This is a genomic window from Microbacterium sp., from assembly GCF_048259935.1.
GTDB lineage: Bacteria > Actinomycetota > Actinomycetes > Actinomycetales > Microbacteriaceae > Microbacterium.
This window is the reverse complement of sequence record NZ_JBLXHF010000005.1, coordinates 150,327-173,746: the sequence shown is the minus strand read 5'-3', so window position 1 is coordinate 173,746 and position 23,420 is coordinate 150,327. Positions and strand designations below refer to the sequence as shown.

Sequence of the window (23,420 nt, the reverse complement as noted above, 5' to 3'; positions counted from 1 at the left end):
GCTGAAGACCAACCCGCGCGAGCAGTGGAACGAAGAGCGGCGGTGAACAAGTGCCTACTCGGCGTCGCCGACATCGACCGCCGCAGCAGGAGCGTCATTGCGCTCTGTCCACACCGTCAGAGTCTCACCATCGAGGCCGATCAGGATCCGCCCCTGCTGATCGGTTCGCAGCGTGAGAGCGCCCAAGGATGCCGTGATGTCGATCGTCTCCTTTCGCGGATGTCCATAGTCATTGTCGGCGCCTGCGCTGAAGATCGCGACGCGGGGATGGGCTGCCGCATACAGCCCCGGATCCTGGTCTGCGCTGCCGTGATGGGCAACCTTCACCACCGTGTAGTCCCCGTGCAGACTTGCAGTGAGCATTCTCTGCGGCACCGCGGAAAGATCACCGAGGAACAGCGAGCGCGGAACTCCCCCGCCATCGAACTCCAGCACGACGCTCGTGTCATTGCCCGCCGGGAAAGCCTCAGAGTTGGGGCGCGGCCACAGTACGCGCCACTGCGCGCCGCCCAGACTGCCCTGCATCCCCGCTGACGCCGCCACCACCCACGCTCCCGCGCGTTCGAAGTCTTCGAGCAGGTGGCGCTCATCCGATGACGCTGCAGGCCCATGGAGCACCGTGTCAGCCCTGCCGACCACGCTCCCCGCCGCGCCGACGTGGTCTGCATCGAAGTGTGTCAGTACCAGCAGATCGATGCGGTCGACACCGAGAGCGCTCAGACACGTCAACAGGGGTTCTGGCTCCATCCCGGTGTCGATGAGCGCAATGCGCTCTTCAGAACGCACGACGAGCGCATCGCCTTGGCCGACGTCGCAGGCGGCGATCGACCAAGACTGCGGAACGGTAACGCCGACGAGCGGACCCGTGAGCAGCATCCGCGCTCCGAGCATTCCGCCCGCTACGACCACCACACCGACAGACGCGATCCGCGCCCAGCGTGCCAGCGCACCGGCGAACGGCGTGCTCCCCGCGAGCAGGAACCCGATTGCGGCACTCAGCACCGCGACGACGAGTGCCGCACCGATCCCTGGCAGCACCAGGACCGTCCCACCCGGCACCGCGGCCGACACCGTCGCCGTCGTCGAGATCCACGCGGCGGGCAGCCAGGCGGAGGCCGCGAGCAGATCCGCCAGCGGTGGGATCGGAGCGGCAAGACAGGCCAGCAACCCCACGACCGTCGCGATGGGAGCGGCAGGATCTGCGAGCATATTCGCCGGGATGCCGATGATCGATTGCTGCTCGGCGAACAGCGCGATGATCGGGCCGCACGCCAGCTGGGCCGCGACCGGAATGCCGATCGCGAGGGCCAACGGCTGCGGCATCCATCGCGACATTCCCCTGGCGAGCGGAGGCGCAAGAACGATCAGCGCGGCGGTTGCGGCTGCCGACAGCGCGAAGCCCGGTGTGGCGGCAAGCCACGGGTCGGCGATGAGAATGCCGGCTGCAGCCAGACACAGCACTCCCACACCGGCACCCGGCCTGCCGCAGAGCAGCGTCAGCATCGCGAGCGCAGCCATCACTGAGGCTCGTATGACGCTCGGCTCAGGCGTGACGAGCACGACGAATGCACCCAGCGCAGCCAGCGCCAGGACCACGCGCAGCGCGCGTCCGCCTCCGCAGAGTCCGACCAGCCAGAAGACGGCGCCCACGACGATCGCGCAGTTCGCCCCGGATACGGCCGTCAGATGGCTCAGACCACTGGTGAGCATCGCCGCGTTGAGCTCCTCGGTCACTGCCCTGGTGTCGCCCACAGCGAGCCCCGGTAGGAGGCCAGCACCCGGTTCAGGAAGCTTCGTCGCACGTTCAACGAAATCTTCCCGCACCTGGGCGGCCATGCCGAACGCGCCCTGAGCGGGTTGCACGATCTCGACCCGCATCCCGAAGACCACCAGCGCTGCCCGCTCACCCGGATCAGTCGCCATCACGTCGCCTGCGACCCTGATCACAGCCCCGAGATCGAGCCCGCTCTTCGGGTCGACTCCGACGCGGATCGGCACCGAGAGCGGCTCCGGTGCACCGAGCGTGCCTGCCCGCGTCGTCTGCACGTCGAACCAGAGCCGACCACCTCGATGACCCGCCCGCTGAGCTCGGTGGCAGCGTCGCGTTGCGGTACCGCGAAGCCCGCAGTCATCGCCACGGCCGCCACCCCGAGAAGGATCACCGCAGCGAGCCCGCCCTGCGGGCGAACGCCGTCGGTACGCCGCCGCATCAACGCCAGCGCGACCACACCACCGATGCCCGCGGCTCCCACCAACCACCACGAGATCTGCGGCACGAAAACGCACAGCAGCGCAGCACCCCAGATAAGGAGCGCCAGTGGCACGAGTCGCAGATCGCGCACGCGGGTGCTGCCGTTCACACCCGCACCAGGTCCCGAATGCCCGCGAGCAGCTTCTCACCGATGCCTGAGACGGCCAGCAGATCATCGACCGAGCCGAACCGCCCGTTGGTCTCGCGCCACTCGATGATTCTCTGCGCGATCGCCGGGCCGATGCGCGGCAGAGTCTCGAGCTCCGCCTGATCGGCGTTGTTGAGATCTATGAGGCCATCTCCGACGGCGCTGGATCCTCCACTTTCTGCGGCCGCACCGATCACAGGAACGACCAGCTGCTCACCGTCGCTCAGGAGGCGCGCGAGGTTGACCGCCTGCAGATCCGCATCGTCGAGGGTTCCGCCTGCTGCAGCGAGAGCATCCACTACTCTCGCATCCGACTCGAGTACGTAGAGTCCAGGATGTTCGACCTGCCCGAGTACGTGCACGTAGAGTTCGCCGCCCGCGACGACGTCTTCCGGCCCCTCCTCGGCAGCGATCTGCACGGTCTGCGACGGCTGCGCTTGGCCACGCATGATCCCGAGCCCCACGGCACCGGAGAGCACGACCAGACCAAGCACAACCGCCGCGCCGATGCTCAGCCGAAGACGCGACCGCGCGGGGGTCGCAGGCGCGGTCTCACGAGCTGGCACCCCGCAACGCTACGTCGATGGAACGCATCCGAACGCGCCAAACGACGGCATCGCGAACAACTTCGCGAACGCGTCAGATGTGCAGAACGAGTCGACGGGCGCGGGAAACCCGGAACGCGAGTCAGCCCTTGACGGCGAAGTTCACCAGCTTCGGCGCGCGGACGATCACCTTGACGATATCCTTGTCGCCGATCGCGCGGATGACGCGCTCATCGCCGCGAGCGAGCGCTTCGAGCTCGTCTGCCGTGATCTTCGCCGGCACTTCGAGCTGCGCCCGAACCTTACCGTTGACCTGCGCGACTGCCGTGATCGTGTCTTCGACGAGGAGCGCCGGGTCCGCCTGACGCCAGGTCACAAGACCCACCGACGGCTCGTGTCCGAGCGCTTCCCACATCTCCTCCGCGGTGTGCGGGGCGATGAGGTCCAGCATCACTGCAACCGTCTCGAGCGCTTCGCGTACAGCAGGATCCGCGGCACCCGAACCAGTGTCGGCGGTCTTACGGGTGAGGTTCACGAGTTCCATGAGGCGTGCGACGAGAACGTTGAACTTGGTCTGCTCCACGAGGGCGGGGGCATCCGCGAGCAGCTTGTGCGTGCCACGACGGAGTGCGGCATCGCCATCCTTGAACAGAACGTCGACCGGGCTGGAGACCTGGTGACTCAGTCGCAGAGCGCGCGCCAGGAACTTCTGCGCACCCGTGGTCGACACATCCGCCCAGTCCTTGTCATCCTCGACGGGGCCGGCGAAAGCAAGGCCGACGCGCAGCGCGTCAGCGCCGTACTTGTCGAGCTCGTCCTGGAAGAGCACCAGGTTGCCCTTGCTCTTGGACATCTTCGCGCCGTCGAGGATCACCATGCCCTGGTTGATCAGGCTGCTGAACGGCTCGGTGAAGTCGATCAGCCCCATGTCGAAGAGCACCTTGGTGATGAAGCGCGCGTAGAGCAGGTGCAGGATCGCGTGCTCGACGCCACCAACGTAGCTGTTAACCGGCGCCCATCGCGCGGCCTCGGCCGGGTCGAACGCGAACTGGTCGCTGTTCGGCGACAGGAAGCGCAGGAAGTACCACGAGCTGTCGACGAAGGTGTCCATCGTGTCGGCGTCGCGAAGCACCGGCTCGCCTGACTCGGGGTCAACCGTGCGCACCCACGACTCCGCGGCGCCCAGCGGCGACGATCCCTTGGGCGAAAGATCGAGACCCTCGACACTCGGCAGTCGGACCGGCAGCTGATCCGCAGGCACCGGGGTCACCGTCCCGTCTTCATGGTGAAGCATCGGGATCGGGGTTCCCCAGAAGCGCTGGCGCGAGATCAGCCAGTCGCGCAGGCGGTAGTTCTTCGCCGCGCGACCGGTGCCGGCAGCGGTGAGCTGCTCGATCGCGCGGGCGACGGCGTTGCGCTTGGACAAGCCGTTCAGATCGCCTGAGTTGATCATGCGGCCCTCACCGGAGAGCGCGATTCCGGTGACGGAGGGATGCTGGTCGTCGGCGGGCTCGATCGGCGCTCCGTCGTCGTCGATCTCAATGACGGGCATCGCGCCGGTGACGGGGGCCGTGGTGTCAACGACCACCTTGACCGGCAGGTCGAAAGCACGCGCAAAGTCGAGGTCACGCTGATCGTGTGCGGGCACGGCCATGACCGCACCGTGACCGTAGTCCGCGAGCACATAGTCGGCAGCCCAGATCGGCAGCCGCTCGCCGTTCACGGGGTTGATTGCGAAACGCTCCAGGAACACGCCGCTCTTCGGACGGTCGCTGGACTGACGGTCGATATCCGTCGTCTTCTGCACATCGGCCAAGTAGCTGCGGAAGCACTCCTGCGCCTGCGGAGACGATTCCGCGACGAGTTCAGCGGCGAGGTCAGCATCCGGTGCGACCACGAAGAAGGTCGCCCCGTGCAGAGTGTCAGGACGCGTCGTGAAGACCGTGATCGACTCATCGCGCCCTTCGATGCGGAAATCCACGTCTGCACCCACCGAGCGGCCGATCCAGTTGCGCTGCATCTGCAGCACCTTGTGCGGCCAGCGGCCCTCGAGCTGGTTGAGGTCATCGAGCAGCCGGTCGGCGTAGTCGGTGATCTTGAAGTACCACTGGGTCAGCTTCTTCTTGATGACCTCAGCGCCGCAACGCTCGCAGCGACCATCGACGACCTGCTCGTTCGCGAGCACGGTCTGATCGTTCGGACACCAGTTGACCGGGCTCTTCTTGCGGTACGCCAGGCCGCGCTCGTGCAGCTGCAGGAACAGCCACTGGTTCCAGTGGTAGTACTCCGGGTCAGACGTGTGCAGTTCGCGCGACCAGTCGAACGAGACGCCGTACGACTTGAATCCGACCTTCTGCTGGTCGATGTTCTGGTAGGTCCACTCCCGCGGGTCAGCGCCGCGACGGATCGCCGCATTCTCAGCCGGCAGGCCGAACGAGTCCCAGCCGATGGGGTTGAGCACATTGTGCCCGCGGTGGCGCCAGAAGCGCGCCACGATGTCCGAGTAGAGGTAGTTCTCGGCGTGCCCCATGTGCAGATCGCCCGAGGGGTACGGGAACATCGCCAGCACATACTTGCGCGGGCGCGTGTCTTCTTCGCCGCCAGCGAGGAAGGTGTCGTTCTCGGCCCAGTACTTCTGCCACTTGGCTTGGATGGCGTGCACCGACTGCGACTCGTCGGTGGCCTCGGTGGAGGAAGCGTGGAATTCAGACAACGAACGGCCAATCTCAGGAAGCGGCGTGACGAACAGTCAGGAACTTCCAGGATATCGGATCAGTCGCCACGCCACTCTTCAGGAAGCTCGGCGCCGAGAGCCGCTAATGGCGCCCTCGCCTTAGTCGCCACTTCATCGACCTCATCGGCGGCGATCGACCCCCAGGTGATCCCTCCCCCCGCGCCGATGACGGCACTGTGCTCGCTTATGACGATGCTGCGGATCACCATCGCCAGATCGATCGCACCATTCGCGCCGACATAGCCGAAGCATCCGCTGTAGACACCGCGCGGGCGGCCTGCCTCGAGTCCGTGCAGCAGTGTCATCGCAGACAGTTTCGGTGCGCCGGTCATGCTCCCCGCGGGGAAGACTGCATCCCACAACCTCTGCACGGTCAGTCCTGCTTTCGGCACACCGCTCACTGTGCTCACGAGCTGGTGCACGGCGGGATAGGACTCCACCTCCCACAGTCCCTCGACCCGGATCGATGACGGCTCGCATACCTGCGAGAGGTCATTGCGCATGAGATCGACGATCATCACGTTCTCAGCGCGCTCCTTAACGCTTGAGACAAGCTCGGCGGCCAGGGCGGCATCCGACTCCTGATCTTCTCCTCGCGGGCGAGTGCCCTTGATCGGACGAGTGCGGATGCGTCCATCGGATGCGTGCAGAAAGGTCTCGGGGCTCGCGCTGAGCAGAGCTCTGTCGCCGATGCGGATGAATCCGCCGTGATGCGCCGGAGTGACTTCGCGCAGACGCAGGTAAGTCTGGATGGGATCGTGAACCCCTGCGACGCTGAATCGCGTCGTCAAGCACAGCTGGTACGCGTCTCCCGCGCGAATCGCGTCACGGCAGCGCTCGATCAGCGCCGCGTACTCGGCCGGCGTGTGCCGGGCTGCAGCGACGTGGCGCGGCGCCGCCACCGGATGCCGCGGTATCGCAGTGCCGTTCGCGACGAGCGGCTCGCCGAGTTCCCAGACGGCGCCGGTCGCGTGGTTCACAGCTATCGCCGCGCTCACCCGCAGCCATGCAGGCCCGCCCTCGGAAGGACCCGTCGGCGCGCCCGCCGCGGCGACTCCAGATTCGAAGTCGAGCCAGCCGACCCATCCGCCGCGGAACGGCGGCAGATCGTCCGCCTCCCGCGAATCAGCATCGATTCGGACGCTGCCCGGCCCCTCAGCATCCAGTTCGCCGATACCGAGGATGCTCCACCCTTCGGTGGCTCCCGCACCCGCATCCAACCAGAAGACGTCAGCGCTGTCCGCTGCCAGAGAAGCGAACACGAGCGCGAGATCCGCGCTCGTCTCCACGCGGCGAGCGGCGAGTAAGAGATCGTGGGGCACGATCTCAGCGTAAGGTGCGTATCCTCATGTGGGTGGACGACTTCCTGCTCTGGCTTCTGGATGCTGTGCAGGCCGTTGATCCCATTGCCCGCACACTCATCGCCGGTCTCGCGGTGATGCTGGAGACCAGCATCCTGATCGGGTTGATCGTCCCCGGCGACACGATCGTGATCATCGCCTCGATGGGAGTCGACGGCCCCGTCGAGGCCATCGCTCTCGCGATCGCGGTTGTCATCGGCGCACTCATCGGTGAGAGCATCGGCTTCTGGCTCGGTCGGTGGCTCGGTCCGCGCATCCGGCGCTCCTGGATCGGGCAGAAGATCGGCGAGAAGAACTGGACGCGCGCAGAGATCTACCTCCAGCGGCGCGGTGGGCTCGCCATCTTCCTCTCTCGGTTCCTTCCCGTGCTGCACTCCCTCGTGCCGCTCACCGTCGGCATGAGCGAATACTCCTACCGTCGTTTTCTCGCCTGGACAGCACCCGCGTGCGCACTGTGGGCTGTCGCATACGTGAGCATCACGTCGCTCGCAGCCGGCGGGTTCCGTGAGCTCGTCGAGCGTGTGCACTTCGCGGGGTATCTCTTCGTCGGCGTGATCGTGCTCTTCATCGTCGTGCTCTTCTTCGCCAAGAAGATCCTGCAGAAATGGGAAGCTCGCCACATGCGCCCCACGGGATCAGACGAGAGCACGACGCGCGACATGAAAGACTGAGTGGATGTCTGAAGACAGTCCCCCCAAGACCAGGATCCACTGGTTCGCGCGCCTGGAGCGTCGGGTGCATGCGTGGCGCGAGAGCCGCGCGCGCCGTCGCGGACGCACCGCGACTGTTCTTCCGTTCGCCGGCTACGGCGGTACAGGGTGGACCCGCGTACTCGGTCGAGTGCTGATCGTCCCCCCGCGCCGGCGCGGGGCCGATGGCCAGTACGGTTCAGTGCGGGGATGGCGCAGTTTCGTCGGAATCCCGGTGGGTTCGGCCCGAGTGAGCATCACGATCGCCGGGCGCACACATGAAGTGGTCGCCGACCGCGGTGGTGTGGTCGATGTCGTGCTCGAGACGGACTTCCCTCCGGGGTGGCAGAGCTTCACGATGACAGTCGAGGGTCAGGAGCCTGTCGAGGGCACGACGTTCATCGTCGGCGATGACGTCAAGGTCGGCATTCTCTCCGACATCGATGACACGGTGATGGTCACCGCTCTCCCCCGCCCGTTCATCGCGGCATGGAACTCGTTCGTCGTCGACGAGCACGCCCGGATCCCGGTACCCGGCATGGCAGTGCTGCTCGAGCAGCTCATCCGTCAGCATCCGGGTGCCCCGATGATCTACCTGTCTACCGGAGCATGGAACGTCGCTCCCACCCTCAGCCGTTTCATGAGTCGCCACCTGTTCCCGCGGGGCTCGATGCTGCTCACCGACTGGGGCCCGACGCACGACCGCTGGTTCCGCAGCGGTCGTGACCACAAACTCAGCAATCTGCGCCGGCTCGCCGAAGAGTTCCCGAACGTGCGATGGCTTCTGATCGGCGATGACGGCCAGCACGACGAGTCGATCTACACCGAGTTCATGGCCGAGCATCCTGACTCGGTCGCCGGGGTCGCTATCCGTCAGCTCTCCACCGCCGAGGCGATGCTCGCCGGTGGGCGCGCGGCAGCTGACGATCACTCCGCGGATTCCGCGCCCTGGGTGGCTGCGTCCGATGGCGCGGGCCTCCGTGAGAAGCTCACGGCCGTGGGCATTCTGCACTGACTGCACAACCGATGATCTCGCTCGAACATGAAACCTGGTCGGCGCGCGAGCACGCCCACCAGCAGCGTGCCGACGCTCTCACCGCCGCGCACCGCGAGCGTGCGTCACGGGGCGAGAAGCATCCGGTCTGGGATTTTCTGTTCACCTACTACTCGCATTCGCCTTCGCAGCTGCGACGCTGGCATCCCGGCGCGGGCGTCCAGCTCGAGGATGCCCCAGAGCGCAGAGAATGGCGCTGGTATGCGGAAGGCCCTGCCTCCGGATCAGTCATTCCCGACGCTGCGTCGTTCGCGAACGAGAAGTCGGCGCTCGCAGACCTCATCGAACGCATCCTGCGCCGCACGGCCGCGCGCCCAGGACAGTTCGGATGCTTCGGACTCCACGAGTGGGCAATGGTCTACCGCGAGGACGAGCATCGGCACTCCGCTCCCCTGCGCTTAGGGCAAGCCGAGACGGATGCTGTCGTGGAGGCGCACGATCTTCGTTGCACGCACTTCGACGCGTTCCGCTTCTTCACACGTGATGCGGTGCCGCGCAACCGGCTGTCGCTCACACGCGCCGACCAGCCCGAGCGAGAGCAGCCCGGTTGCCTGCACGCGGGTATGGACCTGTACAAGTGGGCGATGAAGCTCGGGCCGCTCATTCCCGGAGAACTGCTGCTCGACACGTTCGAACTCGCCCGTGACATCCGCCTGCTCGATATGGAGGCGGCACCGTACGACCTGTCGGCATGGGGTGTGATCCCGGTACCGATCGAGACCGCGGAGGGCAAAGCCGAGTACGTGCGTCGTCAGCGTGAGTTCGCCGAGCGCGGCAATGTGCTGCGCGGTCGCATGCTCAGCGCTTGGCTGGGAGCCGACGTCCTCAGCGCTTGAGGGCGTCGGCAATCGGCTCGGACGACTCTGCCGTGCCGTTGCCGAATCGGATCGTGCGGCCGATCGTCAGAGGCTGTTGCAGCGTTGCCGCGATGACCGCGGCGACATCGGCGCGTGCGACCTTGCTGCGGCCGAGTGCGTCGAGTTCGATGCGACCGGTCGGCTCGTCGAAGGTGAGCGCGCCGGGGGCGAGGATCGTCGCTCCGAGGTCAGTGCTGCGCAGGTGCTCATCTGCCGCCCACTTCGCATCCGCGTACGGGAAGAACGAGTCCGTCTCCGGGATGCCGTGGTCGGCGGTCGATCCGAACCAGGACACCATGATGTAGCGGTCGGCGCCCGCTGCGGATGCGGCATCCATCGATCTGATCGCGGCGTCGCGATCGACGGCGTAGGTGCGCTTCGGGTCCCCTCCTCCGGCTCCCGCCGACCAGACGACGGCGTCATGTCCGCGGATGAGGTCGGAGATCGCCTCTGTGTCGAGCTGTTCGAGGTCAGCGACGAGCGCGACTGCCCCGGCGCCCTCGACGTCACCGGCGTGGTCGGGGTTGCGGATGACCGACGTGACCTCGTCGCCGCGGGCGACCAGGAGAGGAGCGAGATGCAGAGCAATGCGACCGTGGCCGCCGAAGATGATGACGCGAGACATGGCTCCAGGCTAACCGGGTCAGCTGCTCATCGCACGACTCTGGGACAGCGCGTTCTGCACGCCCTTGGCCGCGGTGCGTCCCGCGCGGTTCGCGCCGATGGTGCTGGCGGACGGACCGTAACCGACGAGCTGGATGCGCGGTTCCTTCACTGCGGTCGTTCCGCGGCCGCGACGATCGAGCTGGATGCCGCCGGCTTCGCTGCGCAGGCGGAGCGGTGCCAGGTGACCGATGGCGGGTCGGAAGCCCGTCGCCCAGAGGATCGCGTCCACACGTTCGAACGAGCCGTCAGCCCAGCGCACGCCGTCGGGTTCAATGCTCTGGAACATCGGCCGACGATCGTCGTACGCACCGAGACGCTCGGCCTCGCGCTCCTGCTCCCGAAGCATCAGTCCGGTGACGCCCACGACACTCTGCGGCGGCAAGCCCTGTGCGACGCGCTGCTCGACGAGTGCGACGGCCGCGGCCCCGGCCTCCGGAGTGAAATCGTCGTCACGCCAGACCGGTTCCCGGCGAGTGACCCACAGCGTATCGGTGATCGGCGCGAGCGCACCGAGGAACTGCACCGCGGAAGCACCTCCGCCGACGATCAGCACGTGCTTGCCACGGAAGTGGTCGGGACCGGGATAGTCGATCGTGTGCAGCTGTTCGCCGAGGAACGTCTCCATGCCCGGGTAGTGCGGAAGGAATGGCTGCGTCCACGTTCCGGTGGCGTTCACCACAGTGCGCGTGCGCCATTCCCGCTCACCCGCATGCACGACGAGGATGCCGTCGCTCTCGGTCACGCGATCCACATGGACCGGCCGGAGGATCGGCAACTCGTAGTCGCGTTCGTAGTCGGCGAAGGATGCCGGAACCGCAAGGTTCGCGCGCTGCGCATCACGTGCCGGAGCTTCTGCTCCCGGGAGCTCAGCGACGCCGTGCACGTCTCTCATGGTGAGCGCGTCCCACCGATGCTGCCACGCACCGCCCGGTGCGTCATTCGCGTCGAGCACGAGGTGATCGATCCCGAGACGTGTGAGGTGGAAGGAGGTCGAAAGACCCGCCTGGCCTGCGCCGATGACGATGCTCTCTCTGGGTTCCATATCTGTGTCAACGCGTACCTCGACGGGACTGTTCCCGCAGACCCGCCCGGCATGATGGCGATTCGCGCCCACTGCTTCGGGTGTTGTATTCTTTTCAAGTTGCCTCGTTCACGCGAGGAAATGATGGGCCTGTGGCGCAGCTGGTAGCGCACCTGCATGGCATGCAGGGGGTCAGGGGTTCGAGTCCCCTCAGGTCCACCAAAGAATCCCGTGAGAGATCGCGGGATTTCTTCGTATGCCGTGAGGGACGACCCTCGACGGATTGCTCAGATGGGGACGGCCCCGCGAGGAGTCCCGTCCATGCGAAGCCTTACCCGGTTCATCGCCGCATCCGACCTCGTCCAGGTCGCTGTCGGCTGGGGTGCCCTCGGTGTTCTGCTGTTGGCTGCTCCCCTGCTCCGCCCGCCGGCGCCAGCGCCACTTCTCGTCGTCGCACTCGTGATCATCGTCGCAGTGATCCTCGTGTGCGCTTTCGGCGTCGTCACACAGGCTGAGGCACTCGCCCGCCGCCTCGGCGACCCCTACGGTTCGCTCGTACTCACCCTGTCGATCGTGATGATCGAGGTTGTCCTGATCTCCGCCGTCATGCTCGGCCCGGGCGAGCACACCACGATCGCGCGCGACTCCGTCATGGCCGTGTCGATGATCATTCTGAATCTGGTCGTCGGTCTGGCGCTGCTGCTCGGCGGCATCCGTTATCGCGGTATGACGCACAACCGCACCGGCACTTCCGCATATCTCGGGATGCTGGTCGTCCTGATCGCCCTTGCGTTCGGACTTCCGGCAGCCATCGGAGATGGCGGCGCGTTCACCATCTCGCAGGCGATCGCCGTCGTCGCTGTGACCGTCGTGCTGTACGGCTTCTTCCTCTACCGGCAGATGGGTGCGCAGGCAGGCGACTTCACAGAAGTCGATCCATCCCTCGCTCACTCGACAGCGCTGGCTGCTGAGGCCGACGGCGACAGCATCCGTGACATCTTGCGCGCGCACCGCATCGAGATCCTCACCCGGCTCATCCTGCTGATCACTACTGCGGTGCCGATCGTGCTGCTGTCGCACGATATGGCCGCCCTCCTCGACGACGGCCTTGGACGACTCGGCGCACCGCCGGCACTGGCTGGCGTACTCATCGCGGCGATCGTCTTCCTCCCCGAGTCCATCACCGCGATTCGCGCCGCACTCGGTCGTGAGGTGCAGCGTGTCATCAACCTCTGCCACGGCGCACTCGTCTCCACCGTCGGCCTCACGATTCCCGCTGTTCTCCTCATCGGGATGGCAACAGGACAGAGAGTCGTCCTCGCCGAGACTCCCGCGAATCTCCTTCTGCTGGCAGCCACACTGCTGCTCTCAGTCGCCACTTTCGCCGCGAAGCGGGTGAACGCGATGCAGGGCGCCGCACACCTCGCACTTTTCGCCGCATACACGATCGTGCTCTTTGCGTGACGAGGTGCTCGCCTCGGTGCGAAGATGAAGGAGATGCCGACGGAGGAGAAGGTCATGACTGAAGCGCCACTGACTCACACGAATCTCACTGAGCTCCAAGAGAACCTGCTTGAGAAGGCACGTGGCTCCTCCGCACGTCGCGCAGCCACGACGATCTACGGCGGACATGATGCGGTGCTCCGACAGACCGTGGTGGCGTTACTCGGCGATGCAGAGCTCCCCGAGCACGAAAGCCCTCCTGAGGCGACGCTGCAGGTGCTGAGCGGTCATCTGCGGCTCACCGGTCAGGGGCGATCGTGGGAACTCGGTGAGGGCGACATCATCCCGATCCCGCCGGAGCGTCACGCGGTCCTCGCACGCGAGGACAGCGTGTTCCTGCTGACGGTGCGCCGCTCGGTCTGAGCTGGTTCAGACGCCAGGCCGCACCGACAGATCGGTGATCTGTGCGTCGCGTGGCAGGTCGAGCGCGGTGAGGATGCTGGTGGCAACTGACTCAGGATCGATGAAGCGCGTGGGGTCGTACTCCGCGCCCTCCTGCTGGTGCACACGTTCCTGCATCGGGGTCGCTGTGCGCCCTGGGTAGACCGACGTCACACGCACGCCATTCTCGGACTCTTCTTCACGCAGCGAATCGGCCAGTGCTTTGAGGCCGTGCTTGGATGCCGCGTACGCGCTCCATGCGGCATGCGCACGCAGACCTGCGCCAGAGTTCACGAACAGCACCTGTCCGCGTGACACGCGCAATACGGGCAGCAGCAGTCTGGTGAGCTCGGCCGGCGCCATCAGGTTCACCGCGAGTTGACGCGCCCACACGGAGGGCGACAGATCTGCCACGAGCCCCAGGTCGACGACGCCCGCAACATGGATGAGAGAGTCGATGCGCCTCGGCAGCTGTTGCTTCGACAGCGCCCACGACAGGCGCCCTGGCTCTGCCAGATCGCCCACGAGCGTCGAAGCCCCCGGAAAACGCTCCGCGAGCGTGCGTGCCCGACCAGCATCCCGAGCCATGAGCACGAGATCATCACCGCGCTCGAGCAGGCGCTGCGCGAGTGCTGCACCGATGCCGGATCCGGCGCCGGTGAGCAGATGCGTGGTCATCTCAGACGCGCTCAGCGGTATCGGAGAGCTCGAAGGGAACGACAGGGCAGTCCTTCCAGAGCCGCTCCAGGCCGTAATAGACGCGCTCTTCGCCGTGGAAGACGTGCACGACCAGGTCACCGAAATCGAGCAGCACCCACCGCGCCTCGGCGCGACCTTCACGGCGCACGCGCTTGTGCCCCGCTTCGAGGAGCTTGTCTTCGATCTCGTCGGCGATCGCGGCGACGTTGCGCTCGCTGTTTCCTGTGACGATGAGGAAGATGTCGACGAGCGGAAGCGGCTCCGACACGTTCAACGCGACGAGGTCTTCTCCGCCCTTGGACACCGCGGCATCGGCCGCGATCTTCAGCATGGCTTCAGCGGTCTGAGGTGATTGCATCATCCGAACACATTCGTAGTGAAGGCGACGACCAGCGCGACCGCGAGGGCGAGCGCGAGCCCACCCGCCGTGATCGCCAGTGTCAACATGAGTTTGTTGCCCTTTTCGGGCGCCGGGGGTCGGATGACCTCACCGGCAGGCTTGAGCGTGCTGATCGCGGAGCTCGCCGCGATCGGCGTGGGAGAGGATCCCGGCGGCAGCTCTTTGTCGATGAGAGACGCATCGATTTCTTTGCCGTCAGCAGCACCGTGAGCATGCCCCTGCGACCCCAGCCCCTGCGGGAGTTCATAACTGCCGGTGATCAACAGCTCACCCGTCGAGGCCACCGGACCAGAGAGCGAGCTCGCCCCCGGGTGCGTGAAGATCAGGGTGTTGGGCGCACGATTCGAACCGCCCGAGTCCGAGGTGATGAGCTCGTCGAAGGACGGGCTGAACGAAGGAACATCGCCCTTGCCGACCTTCTCTTCGAAGAGCTCCTTGCCGAACGTCGGGCTGACGACAGGACGCTCGCCGGTGATGACGGCATCAGCAACGGGAAGCTCATCGCCCTCGCCGATGTCGTCCTGCTCTGCGTCTTCCTCTTCAGCTTCTTCTTCACTGACCCCGAACACAGTGCTGAACTCGTCAGATTCTGCGTCGACATCAGCTTCGAATGCCGTCTCTTCGTCCGCCGCGGCATCCGGCTCAACAGGCTTCGCAGGTACCGGCGCGAACGACGGGACCTCCGAGACCAGTTCGTTCTCGTTCTCGCTGTCGTCCGGCTCCTGAGCCTCTGGCGTCTCGTTCTTCTCTTCGGGCTGGATCAGCGGTACAGAAGCGGTGCGAATGCGCTCCTGCGCCCTGGCCTGGCGCCGGGTCAGCGGAGCGGAGTGCGTATCGACCTGAGCAGCATCGACAGGTGCCGGTGGCACCTCGACGGGCGCGGCAGGTTTCGGCACCGGCGCAGCGGGTATCGGTCGAGCTTTCTTCGCGGCAGCCGCGGCCTCTTCTTCACCGATCACCGGCGTCGCGCCCGTGAGACGGATCTCCCGCAGCTGTTTGCGGGTCAGCGGCTGATCGCCCTGCTGATCCCTTGTGCTCATGCCTTGCTCCGATACAGATGGTGCTTTGCGATGTACTGAACGACTCCGTCGGGGACGAGGTACCAGACCGGCTGATCCTCGTTCACTCGCTCGCGGCACGCGGTAGACGAGATCGAGAGCGCCGGAACCTCCAGCTGGCTGACGTTCTCACTCGGAAGACCATCGGTGCTCAGAACATGTCCTGGGCGTGACACCGCGACGAAATGAGCCAGTTCCCACAGTTCATCATGGTCCCTCCAACTGAGAATTTGCGCTACGGCATCTGCTCCGGTGATGAAGAACAGCTCAGCGTCGGGACGTTCGGTCTTCAGCTCACGGAGTGTGTCGATCGTGTAGGTGGGGCCTTCACGGTTGATATCGACCCGACTCACCGTGAACTGCGGGTTGGATGCTGTGGCGATCACGGTCATCAGATACCGGTGCTCGCTCGGGGAGACGTTCGACTTCTGCCACGGGTGCCCCGTGGGGACGAACACCACCTCATCGAGATCGAAGGAGTGCGCGACTTCGCTCGCCGCGACCAGGTGCCCGTGGTGGATCGGATCGAACGTCCCACCCATCACTCCGATTCGGGGGGCACGCGTGGTCGGTTTCTCCATACGCCTTAGTGGTGCCCTGCGCCGTGGTCGTCGGCGCCGTGCTTCTGCGCCCAGGCCTCAGCCTTGGCGGAGTGGCGGTTCGCGACGTGGCGGTACGAGAAAGTAGCGAGTCCGAGAACCGCGAACAGGGCCGCAGCGATGAGCCCGAAGATGAGCGTTTCCAGCGCCACGTTTCCGTGGTGCTCGGTTTCTGCTGCTGCCATCGCAATCTGTGCGACGAGGTTCATCCTGACTCCGTTTCGTGACCGGGTGCGAGAAGACGCTCCCCCATCCTATCGCTCAGCCGCGGGTCTGACCTGACCCACGCGCGAGCCACTTCGTGCTGGTGAGCTCAGAAAGTCCCATCGGGCCTCGAGCATGCAGTTTCTGCGTGGAGATGCCGACCTCTGCACCGAAGCCGAATTCGGCGCCATCAGTGAACCGGGTCGATGAGTTCACCATGACGACGGCGGAATCGACCTCGGCGAGGAAGCGCTCTGCGTTGCGGGTATCGGTGGTGATGATCGACTCGGTGTGACCGGTGCTGTAGGTGCGGATGTGCGCCAGTGCGTCGTCGAGGGTGTCGACGACCTTCATCGCGATGTCGAGGCTGAGGTACTCGGTGGACCAGTCCTCTTCTGTTGCGGGAATGACGTTGCTCACGAGACCCATGACGGTGTCATCGCCGTGCACGGCAACTCCTTCGCTCTGCAGAGCACTGGCAACGAGCGGCACGAGGCGCGGCGCGGCCTGGCGCAGCACCAACACGGTCTCGACGGCGTTGCAGACGCTCGGCCGCTGCACCTTGGCATTGACGACGATCTCCTGAGCCCAGTCATCCGGCGCTGTCTCATCGAGCACGATGTGGACATTCCCCGCCCCGGTCTCGATCACCGGCACGGTCGACTCGGTGACGACGGTCTCGATGAGCGCTGCGCTGCCTCGGGGAACAAGCACGTCGACGAACCCTCGTCCCTGCATAAGAGCCTTCGCTCCATCACGTCCGAAATCGTCGACCGTCTGAATGACCTCCGGAGTGATTCCCGCGCGCTCGAGCGCTCCGCGCATGACGCCCACGAGCACCGCATTCGACTCGCGCGCCGCGCTTCCTCCTCGCAGCACGCTGGCGTTTCCGGAGCGCAGAGCGAGGGCCGCGATATCGACAGTCACGTTCGGGCGAGCTTCATAGATCGCCCCCACCACACCGAAGGGCACGCGCACCTGCTCGAGCGCCACGCCGTTCGGCATGCGATGGCCTGCAACGACCTGACCGATCGGATCCGGAAGAGCCGCGATCTCACGCACGGCTGACGCCAGCGAAACCACCCGCTTCTCGTCAAGGCGAAGCCTGTCGATCAGCGCATCGCCGATGCCGTCGCGTCGCCCGTTCTCGATATCGCGTGCGTTGGCCTCGATGATCACTGCCGCGCTCTCTTCGAGCGCGTGCGCGATGCTTTCGAGTGCCTGGACCTTCTCATCGCTCGTCAGGCGCGCGCTCACGCGCGATGCCTCCTTGGCGCGTGCGAGACGGTCCTGCGGAGTATCGGTGGTCATGTCCTCAGCTTACGAGACCGGAACATCCTCAGAGGCCGATGTTGCGGGCTCGAACCACGTGCCGATCTCGGCACCGCTGAGTGCGCGCTCGACCAGATCTGCGCTGGTCACGAGCACCCCGATACCGGATGCCGCGGCCAGGCGTGCGGCGGAAACCTTCGTCGCCGCTCCCCCTGTGCCGACGCTGTTGACGACTGTGGCGCCGAACTCGAGACCTACGAGCTCATCGTCAGCCGCAATGACGTCGATCGCCTGGGCACCGGGCTCCGTCGGCGGCTTCGTGTACAGGCTCTCGACGTCGCTCAGGAGCACGAGTGCGTCAGCATGCACGAGCTGTGCGACGAGGGCTGCGAGCCGATCGTTGTCCCCGAAGCGGATCTCCTGCGTGGCGACAGTATCGTTCTCGTTGACGATGGGCATAACGCGAAGCGACAGCAGCCGTTCCATGGCGCGCTGAGCGTTGCTACGCGATGTCTGGGTCTCAAGATCTGCCGTGGTCAGAAGCACCTGGCCGGCGACGATCCTGAAGGGCCGCAGAGCTTCCTGATACCGGTAGACGAGAACAGTCTGGCCAACGGCCGCTGACGCCTGCTGCGTCGCCAGATCGTTGGGCCTGGCGTCGAGATCGAGAAACGGGATGCCCGTCGCGATCGCACCGGAAGACACGAGCACGATCTCGCATCCACGCGCGTGCGCGTCTGCGAGGGCGTGCACGATCATCGGGATCCGCCACGATGACGTCCCACTGATCGACGACGAGCCGACCTTGACCACAATGCGTGAAGCAGTCGCCAGATCAGCTCTGGCGCGTGCTGTCACGCGTCGTCTCCATCCAGGTCCTGTCCGGCCGTTGCCCGACGCTTCTCCTCCTGATCCGCACGGAATGCGGCGCGGGAATCCATCCGCTCGTAATACTTCTCACGACGCTCGCCGGTGGTACGGCGCGAATTCGGAGCCAGGCGCGGGTCGGTGCCGCGAGGTGCAGTCATGAGCTCGGCAGCCGAGCGCATGGACGGCTCCCAATCGAAGATCAGACCGTCGCCCTCACCGATGACGACGGTTGCCCCAGGTGTCGCACCAAGGCGGAAGAGCTCGTCTTCGATGCCGAGGCGCTCCAGACGGTCAGCGAGGTAGCCGACGGCTTCTTCGTTCTGGAAGTCGGTCTGCTGAACCCAGCGCACCGGCTTCTCTCCGAGGATGCGGTAGAACGTGCCGTACGAACCGCCATCGACGCGGATGCTGAATGGCTTGCGGGAGCCGCGGGGGCGAATGACGACCCGCTCGGCAGGAGCCTCGACGGCCAGCTCGGCCCTGTGCTTGTCGACGATCTCGCCGAGCGCGAAGGTCAACGGGCGCAGTCCTTCGCGGGCGACGGTCGAGATCTCGAAGACGCGGAATCCACGTGCTTCGAGTTCTGGGCGCACGAGGTCGGCGAGCTCCCGCGCCTCGGGCACGTCGATCTTGTTCAACGCCACGAGCTGCGGACGCTCAAGCAGAGGCGTCTGGCCCTCGGGGACTGTGTACGCTCCGAGCTCGGCGAGGATGACGTCGAGATCGGAGATGGGATCGCGGTTCGGCTCAAGCGTTGCGCAGTCGAGGACATGCAGAAGTGCGGAGCAGCGTTCGACGTGGCGCAGGAACTCCAGTCCGAGACCGCGCCCTTCGCTCGCACCTTCGATGAGTCCCGGCACGTCGGCGACGGTATAGCGGAAGTCGCCAGCCTGTACGACGCCCAGGTTCGGGTGCAGCGTGGTGAACGGGTAGTCCGCGATCTTCGGGCGTGCTGCCGAGATCGCCGCGATCAGGCTGGATTTTCCGGCCGACGGGTAGCCGACGAGAGCAACATCCGCGACGGTCTTCAGCTCGAGGACGACGTCGCCCTCGTAGCCGGGCGTTCCGAGCAGAGCGAAGCCGGGCGCCTTGCGCTTGGGGCTCGACAGCGCCGCGTTGCCGAGGCCGCCTCGACCACCCTCTGCGACGACGAACCGCTCGCCTGGGATGACCATGTCGATGAGGACTTCACCGTCGGTGTTCTTCACGACGGTGCCGACGGGCACGAGAAGCTCGAGCGGCTCCCCTGCATAGCCCGAGCGGTGGTCGCCCATGCCGAATCCGCCGTTGCCCGAGGAGCGATGCGGCGAGTGGTGATACGAGAGGAGCGTGCCGGTCTGCGTGTCTGCGACCAGGATGATATCGCCGCCGTCACCGCCGTTGCCCCCGTCAGGACCGCCGAGCGGCTTGAACTTCTCGCGGTGAACGGAGACACAGCCGTTGCCGCCCTTGCCGGCGCGCAGATGCAGCGTCACCGTGTCGACGAACGTGACCATGTATAACTCCCTGAATACGCAGACGGGGCGAGCCGAAGCCCGCCCCGTCCGGATGTCTGCTGCGCTGCGGTTACTGCGCAGCGGCGACGATGTTGACGACCCTGCGGCCGCCCTTCGCGCCGAATTCGACAGCGCCCGCTTCGAGAGCGAACAGCGTGTCGTCGCCGCCACGGCCGACGTTCACGCCGGGGTGGAAGTGAGTGCCGCGCTGACGGACGATGATCTCGCCTGCGCTGACCTGCTGGCCACCGAAACGCTTGACGCCAAGTCGCTGAGCGTTGGAATCACGACCGTTGCGGGTGGAGCTTGCGCCCTTCTTATGTGCCATGTCCTATGCCTCTTCTGCTTTACTTGATGCCGGTGATCTTGACGCGCGTGAGCTCCTGGCGGTGGCCCTGGCGCTTCTTGTAGCCGGTCTTGTTCTTGTACTTCTGGATGATGATCTTCGGGCCGCGGAGGTTACGAATGACCTCAGCGGTGACCTTGACCTTGGCCAGCTTGTCGGCGTCGGTGGTCACCGTGGTGCCGTCGACGAGGAGCACTGCGGGAAGTTCGATCTTCTCGCCCTCAGCCGCCTTCACACGATCGAGCTGAACGATCGTGCCGACCTCGACCTTCTCCTGTCGCCCACCGGCGCGCACTACTGCGTAAACCACTTGATACCTGTTTCGTTGGGGAGCGGAAAGCTCCGGAAATCTCACGGGAAGACTTTGCCTGCGTTCGTCGCAGGTCTGACGGGTACGAGCACAAGGCTGCAGCACATCGACCTCGGCGGACGATTCAGCTCACGCACCAAGGGACCACTTTACCGGATGGAACGCACTCTCGCAAAGCGAGCCCCGTCCGTGTCGCCCCAGCTTAGGATCACGGAGTGAGCATACTGATCGACGATGCCATCTGGCCCGCACACGGACGCCTCTGGGCGCATCTCGTCAGCGACCGGAGTCTCGAGGAGCTGCATGCTTTCGCGCGCCGCAACCAGCTGCCGCAGCGGTCCTTCGACCGCGATCACTATGACGTGCCCGAAGACGCCGTACCGCGATTGATCGCGGCCGGCGCAGAGCAGGTCGGCGGCAAAGAGCTGGTGCGCCGCCTGATCGGCTCAGGACTCCGAATCCCCGCTCGCGACCGCCGTGGGTGAGGGGTTCACAGCCACCGGAGTGCCTGTCAGTGCGGCCGTCGTCACCCGACGTCGACGTCCCTGACCCGGAGCCTTGGGCTCTGGCAGCGCATCGAGGACTGAATCCAGCAGCTGCTGGGTTTCCGTCTTCGGTGCGCCGTTCTTCTCGGAACCGCGCTTGCGACGCGGCTTCTTGGCGCGCTCCTGCGGAGCAACGTCTTCTGTCACGGCAACCGTGTCGAGCTCGACAACCACTTCGGCAGTCGGCGCGAGGGTAGACGCCGCGATCTGTGCAAGAGCCGACTTCGCTCCCTCTGGGATGCTGTGCGCGACGGGTGCGGCAGGCTGTGAGTTCTGGTTCTGCTGACTATTGCCGCCACGCTGACGACGGTTCCCCGACTGCGAACCCTGAGAGTTCGAGCGGTGCTTGACCACCGGATCGTGGTGAACGACGACGCCACGGCCAGCGCAGACCTCGCACGCTTCGCTGAACGTCTCAAGCAGGCCAAGGCCGAGCTTCTTACGCGTCATCTGCACGAGGCCGAGCGAGGTGACCTCAGCGACCTGGTGCTTGGTACGGTCACGGCTCAAGCACTCGATGAGGCGGCGCAGCACGAGGTCACGGTTGGACTCGAGCACCATGTCGATGAAGTCGACGACGATGATGCCGCCGATGTCGCGCAGACGAAGCTGGCGCACGATCTCTTCGGCAGCCTCGAGGTTGTTCTTCGTGACAGTCTCTTCGAGGTTTCCACCAGAGCCGACGAACTTGCCCGTGTTCACATCGACAACGGTCATCGCCTCAGTGCGGTCGATGACCAGCGAACCGCCAGAGGGCAGCCACACCTTGCGGTCGAGTGCCTTCTCGATCTGCTCGGTGATGCGGAAGGCATCGAAAGGATCGGTCTCGTCCTCGTAGGGCTCGACGCGCTCGAGGAGGTCGGGGGCCACGCTCTCCAGGTAGGAGCGGATCGTCTGCTGCGACTCTTCGCCCTGGATGAGCATCTTCGTGAAGTCTTCATTGAAGACGTCACGGACGATCTTGACGAGGAGGTCGGGCTCGGCGTGCAGCAGCGCGGGTGCCTGCTGGCTCTCGACCTGCTTCCGAATGTGCTCCCACTGGGAGGTGAGGCGCTGAACATCGCGCGTCAACTGGTCCTCAGTCGCTCCCTCGGCCGCAGTGCGCACGATGACGCCGCTGGACTCAGGCAGCACCTCTTTGAGGATGCGCTTCAGACGCGCACGCTCATTGTCGGGAAGCTTACGGCTGATGCCGTTCATCGAGCCGCCGGGAACGTACACGAGGTAACGACCGGGCAGCGAGATCTGGCTGGTGAGGCGTGCACCCTTGTGCCCGATGGGGTCTTTGGTGACCTGCACGAGCACACGGTCGCCGGGCTTCAGCGCGAGTTCGATACGACGCGGCTGGTTACCGGTCTCGACACCGTCCCAGTCGACCTCACCGGAGTACAGCACGGCGTTACGGCCACGGCCGATGTCGACGAAAGCGGCCTCCATGCTCGGCAGCACGTTCTGGACGCGACCGAGGTAGACGTTGCCGATCAGCGAAGCATCCTGGTTGCGAGCGACGTAGTGCTCGACCAGCACGGCATCTTCGAGAACGCCGATCTGCGTGCGGCCGTTCTTCGATCGGACGACCATCTTGCGGTCGACCGACTCGCGGCGCGCGAGGAACTCTGCCTCGGTCACCACAGGGCGGCGACGGCCAGCGTCGCGCCCGTCACGGCGGCGCTGCTTCTTCGCCTCGAGTCGCGTAGATCCCTTGATCGCCTTCGGCTCAGTGATGTATTCGACAGCCCGCTGACGCTGACGCGGTTCATCGCGCTGCTCGTCACCGTCGTTACCACCACGGCGACGACGACCGCGACGGCCAGAAGGTGCATCGTCCTGATCGCTGTCACGATCGATATCGTGATCGCGATCACGATCGCGGCCTGGGCGCGCCGGCAGCGGCAGGATCTCTGGTGCGTAGAAGTGCAGCTGGGTGGACACCCGCGAGACGAAGACCTCGGGAATGAGGCCGAGCGTCACTGCAGTGACCGGCTCCGGCTTCGCCGGCACGACCGGCTCTTCGATCACCTCTGCCACTGCTTCGACAACCGGCTGCGAAGCCGCGTCGGTTGATGCGTCAAGCGCTACCGGAGTGGCTTCTTCCGCATCGAGGGTAGGGGTGTTGTTGTCATTCGTCTCATCGGCCATCTCTGGCGTACTCCCTGCGCGGGACACTCAGTGTTCCGCGAAATCTCGTGCGACGCCCGCGGGTGTCGCTAACTCAATCGATCTGCGACCGGCTCATGGCTCTGATCGCGCGAGGCATTGGGCCCCGAAGTCTGCGGCGATGTGCTGTACGGCGGCGCCGTGCTGTCCATCACAGGCCATTATCGCACCATGTTGGCCAGTTCGTGGCATCCGGGTGTCAACACGGTCCTGATTCGGTGCGCTCTCGCCCGATCCATAGCGGACGCTGGGAT

24 protein-coding genes and 1 tRNA gene are annotated in these 23,420 nt (G+C 65.5%); 7 read left to right on the top strand and 18 right to left on the bottom strand.

Annotated elements, in window-relative coordinates; all coding sequences use genetic code 11:
• Positions 1 to 54: 54 nt before the first annotated feature.
• From ACN0RC_RS10495 to ACN0RC_RS10475, 5 genes are all read right to left on the bottom strand, one after another.
• On the bottom strand, positions 55 to 2,046 hold the full coding sequence (locus ACN0RC_RS10495; protein ID WP_417511452.1) for a ComEC/Rec2 family competence protein: 1,992 nt from the start codon (positions 2,044 to 2,046) through the stop codon (positions 55 to 57).
• Positions 1,944 to 2,360, bottom strand: coding sequence for a hypothetical protein (locus tag ACN0RC_RS10490; RefSeq protein WP_417511450.1), 417 nt, complete (start codon positions 2,358 to 2,360; stop codon positions 1,944 to 1,946). Before ACN0RC_RS10490 ends, ACN0RC_RS10495 begins: the two co-directional genes overlap by 103 nt.
• Positions 2,357 to 2,965, bottom strand: a complete 609-nt coding sequence (locus tag ACN0RC_RS10485; protein ID WP_417511448.1) for a helix-hairpin-helix domain-containing protein — start codon at positions 2,963 to 2,965, stop codon at positions 2,357 to 2,359. Before ACN0RC_RS10485 ends, ACN0RC_RS10490 begins: the two co-directional genes overlap by 4 nt.
• A 121-nt stretch (positions 2,966 to 3,086) precedes the next feature.
• Positions 3,087 to 5,657 carry a leucine--tRNA ligase gene (gene leuS, locus ACN0RC_RS10480; protein WP_417511446.1) on the bottom strand — a complete coding sequence of 857 codons (2,571 nt, stop codon included), beginning with the start codon at positions 5,655 to 5,657 and terminating at the stop codon, positions 3,087 to 3,089.
• 59 nt (positions 5,658 to 5,716) lie between these two features.
• The gene (locus ACN0RC_RS10475; protein WP_417511444.1) at positions 5,717 to 7,000 is read right to left on the bottom strand and encodes an anthranilate synthase component I family protein; all 1,284 of its coding nucleotides are present in this window, start codon (positions 6,998 to 7,000) and stop codon (positions 5,717 to 5,719) included.
• A 32-nt stretch (positions 7,001 to 7,032) separates the two neighbouring features.
• Here ACN0RC_RS10475 and ACN0RC_RS10470 point away from each other — a divergent pair, with 32 nt between their 5' ends.
• From ACN0RC_RS10470 to ACN0RC_RS10460, 3 genes are read left to right on the top strand one after another with little or no spacing between them, the layout of a single operon-like run.
• Complete coding sequence (locus ACN0RC_RS10470; RefSeq protein WP_417511442.1) at positions 7,033 to 7,710, top strand: DedA family protein; 678 nt, start codon at positions 7,033 to 7,035, stop codon at positions 7,708 to 7,710.
• Positions 7,711 to 7,714: 4 nt separating this feature from the next.
• Positions 7,715 to 8,743, top strand: a complete 1,029-nt coding sequence (locus ACN0RC_RS10465) for an App1 family protein (protein WP_417511440.1) — start codon at positions 7,715 to 7,717, stop codon at positions 8,741 to 8,743.
• Between the two features lie 11 nt (positions 8,744 to 8,754).
• On the top strand, positions 8,755 to 9,618 hold the full coding sequence (locus ACN0RC_RS10460; protein ID WP_417511438.1) for a 3-methyladenine DNA glycosylase: 864 nt from the start codon (positions 8,755 to 8,757) through the stop codon (positions 9,616 to 9,618).
• On the opposite strand, the gene ACN0RC_RS10455 is transcribed toward ACN0RC_RS10460, so the two are convergent.
• Complete coding sequence (locus tag ACN0RC_RS10455) at positions 9,608 to 10,264, bottom strand: SDR family oxidoreductase (RefSeq protein ID WP_417511436.1); 657 nt, start codon at positions 10,262 to 10,264, stop codon at positions 9,608 to 9,610. The two genes, ACN0RC_RS10460 and ACN0RC_RS10455, sit on opposite strands and share 11 nt — an antisense overlap.
• A gap of 18 nt (positions 10,265 to 10,282) precedes the next feature.
• A complete protein-coding gene (locus ACN0RC_RS10450) occupies positions 10,283 to 11,347 on the bottom strand; it encodes an NAD(P)-binding domain-containing protein (RefSeq protein WP_417511434.1) in 1,065 nt (354 codons plus the stop codon).
• A gap of 125 nt (positions 11,348 to 11,472) precedes the next feature.
• On the opposite strand from ACN0RC_RS10450, the gene ACN0RC_RS10445 reads away from it, so the two are divergent.
• The 3 genes from ACN0RC_RS10445 to ACN0RC_RS10435 all read left to right on the top strand — a co-directional run bounded on the left by ACN0RC_RS10445 (position 11,473) and on the right by ACN0RC_RS10435 (position 13,192).
• Positions 11,473 to 11,548: transfer RNA gene (locus ACN0RC_RS10445), tRNA-Ala, on the top strand.
• Positions 11,549 to 11,647: 99 nt separating this feature from the next.
• The gene (locus tag ACN0RC_RS10440) at positions 11,648 to 12,790 is read left to right on the top strand and encodes a calcium:proton antiporter (RefSeq protein WP_417511432.1); all 1,143 of its coding nucleotides are present in this window, start codon (positions 11,648 to 11,650) and stop codon (positions 12,788 to 12,790) included.
• A 54-nt stretch (positions 12,791 to 12,844) separates the two neighbouring features.
• A complete protein-coding gene (locus ACN0RC_RS10435; RefSeq protein ID WP_417511430.1) occupies positions 12,845 to 13,192 on the top strand; it encodes a cupin domain-containing protein in 348 nt (115 codons plus the stop codon).
• A 6-nt stretch (positions 13,193 to 13,198) separates the two neighbouring features.
• Here ACN0RC_RS10435 and ACN0RC_RS10430 read toward each other — a convergent pair whose 3' ends face one another.
• The 10 genes from ACN0RC_RS10430 to rplU form a co-directional block, all read right to left on the bottom strand.
• Positions 13,199 to 13,888: an SDR family oxidoreductase gene (locus ACN0RC_RS10430; protein WP_417511428.1), complete on the bottom strand. Its 690-nt coding sequence runs from the start codon at positions 13,886 to 13,888 to the stop codon at positions 13,199 to 13,201.
• A gap of 1 nt (position 13,889) precedes the next feature.
• The gene (rsfS, locus tag ACN0RC_RS10425; RefSeq protein ID WP_417511688.1) at positions 13,890 to 14,267 is read right to left on the bottom strand and encodes a ribosome silencing factor; all 378 of its coding nucleotides are present in this window, start codon (positions 14,265 to 14,267) and stop codon (positions 13,890 to 13,892) included.
• Entirely contained in the window at positions 14,267 to 15,349 is a 1,083-nt protein-coding gene (locus ACN0RC_RS10420; RefSeq protein WP_417511426.1) for a hypothetical protein, read from the bottom strand. Before ACN0RC_RS10420 ends, rsfS begins: the two co-directional genes overlap by 1 nt.
• The gene (nadD, locus tag ACN0RC_RS10415; RefSeq protein ID WP_417511424.1) at positions 15,346 to 15,948 is read right to left on the bottom strand and encodes a nicotinate-nucleotide adenylyltransferase; all 603 of its coding nucleotides are present in this window, start codon (positions 15,946 to 15,948) and stop codon (positions 15,346 to 15,348) included. Before nadD ends, ACN0RC_RS10420 begins: the two co-directional genes overlap by 4 nt.
• A gap of 5 nt (positions 15,949 to 15,953) precedes the next feature.
• Positions 15,954 to 16,175 carry a hypothetical protein gene (locus ACN0RC_RS10410; protein ID WP_417511422.1) on the bottom strand — a complete coding sequence of 74 codons (222 nt, stop codon included), beginning with the start codon at positions 16,173 to 16,175 and terminating at the stop codon, positions 15,954 to 15,956.
• A 52-nt stretch (positions 16,176 to 16,227) separates the two neighbouring features.
• Complete coding sequence (locus ACN0RC_RS10405) at positions 16,228 to 17,481, bottom strand: glutamate-5-semialdehyde dehydrogenase (RefSeq protein ID WP_417511420.1); 1,254 nt, start codon at positions 17,479 to 17,481, stop codon at positions 16,228 to 16,230.
• 9 nt (positions 17,482 to 17,490) lie between these two features.
• Positions 17,491 to 18,300: a glutamate 5-kinase gene (gene proB, locus ACN0RC_RS10400; protein ID WP_417511418.1), complete on the bottom strand. Its 810-nt coding sequence runs from the start codon at positions 18,298 to 18,300 to the stop codon at positions 17,491 to 17,493.
• A complete protein-coding gene (obgE, locus tag ACN0RC_RS10395; RefSeq protein WP_417511416.1) occupies positions 18,297 to 19,808 on the bottom strand; it encodes a GTPase ObgE in 1,512 nt (503 codons plus the stop codon). The genes proB and obgE overlap by 4 nt, the downstream gene beginning before the upstream one ends.
• Before the next feature lie 70 nt (positions 19,809 to 19,878).
• Positions 19,879 to 20,136, bottom strand: coding sequence for a 50S ribosomal protein L27 (rpmA, locus tag ACN0RC_RS10390; protein ID WP_417511414.1), 258 nt, complete (start codon positions 20,134 to 20,136; stop codon positions 19,879 to 19,881).
• A gap of 19 nt (positions 20,137 to 20,155) precedes the next feature.
• Positions 20,156 to 20,464, bottom strand: coding sequence for a 50S ribosomal protein L21 (gene rplU, locus ACN0RC_RS10385; protein ID WP_417511412.1), 309 nt, complete (start codon positions 20,462 to 20,464; stop codon positions 20,156 to 20,158).
• Between the two features lie 215 nt (positions 20,465 to 20,679).
• Here rplU and ACN0RC_RS10380 point away from each other — a divergent pair, with 215 nt between their 5' ends.
• Positions 20,680 to 20,949, top strand: a complete 270-nt coding sequence (locus ACN0RC_RS10380) for a DUF4031 domain-containing protein (RefSeq protein ID WP_417511410.1) — start codon at positions 20,680 to 20,682, stop codon at positions 20,947 to 20,949.
• On the opposite strand, the gene ACN0RC_RS10375 is transcribed toward ACN0RC_RS10380, so the two are convergent.
• A complete protein-coding gene (locus tag ACN0RC_RS10375) occupies positions 20,911 to 23,148 on the bottom strand; it encodes an Rne/Rng family ribonuclease (protein WP_417511408.1) in 2,238 nt (745 codons plus the stop codon). The two genes, ACN0RC_RS10380 and ACN0RC_RS10375, sit on opposite strands and share 39 nt — an antisense overlap.
• Positions 23,149 to 23,420: the final 272 nt, after the last annotated feature.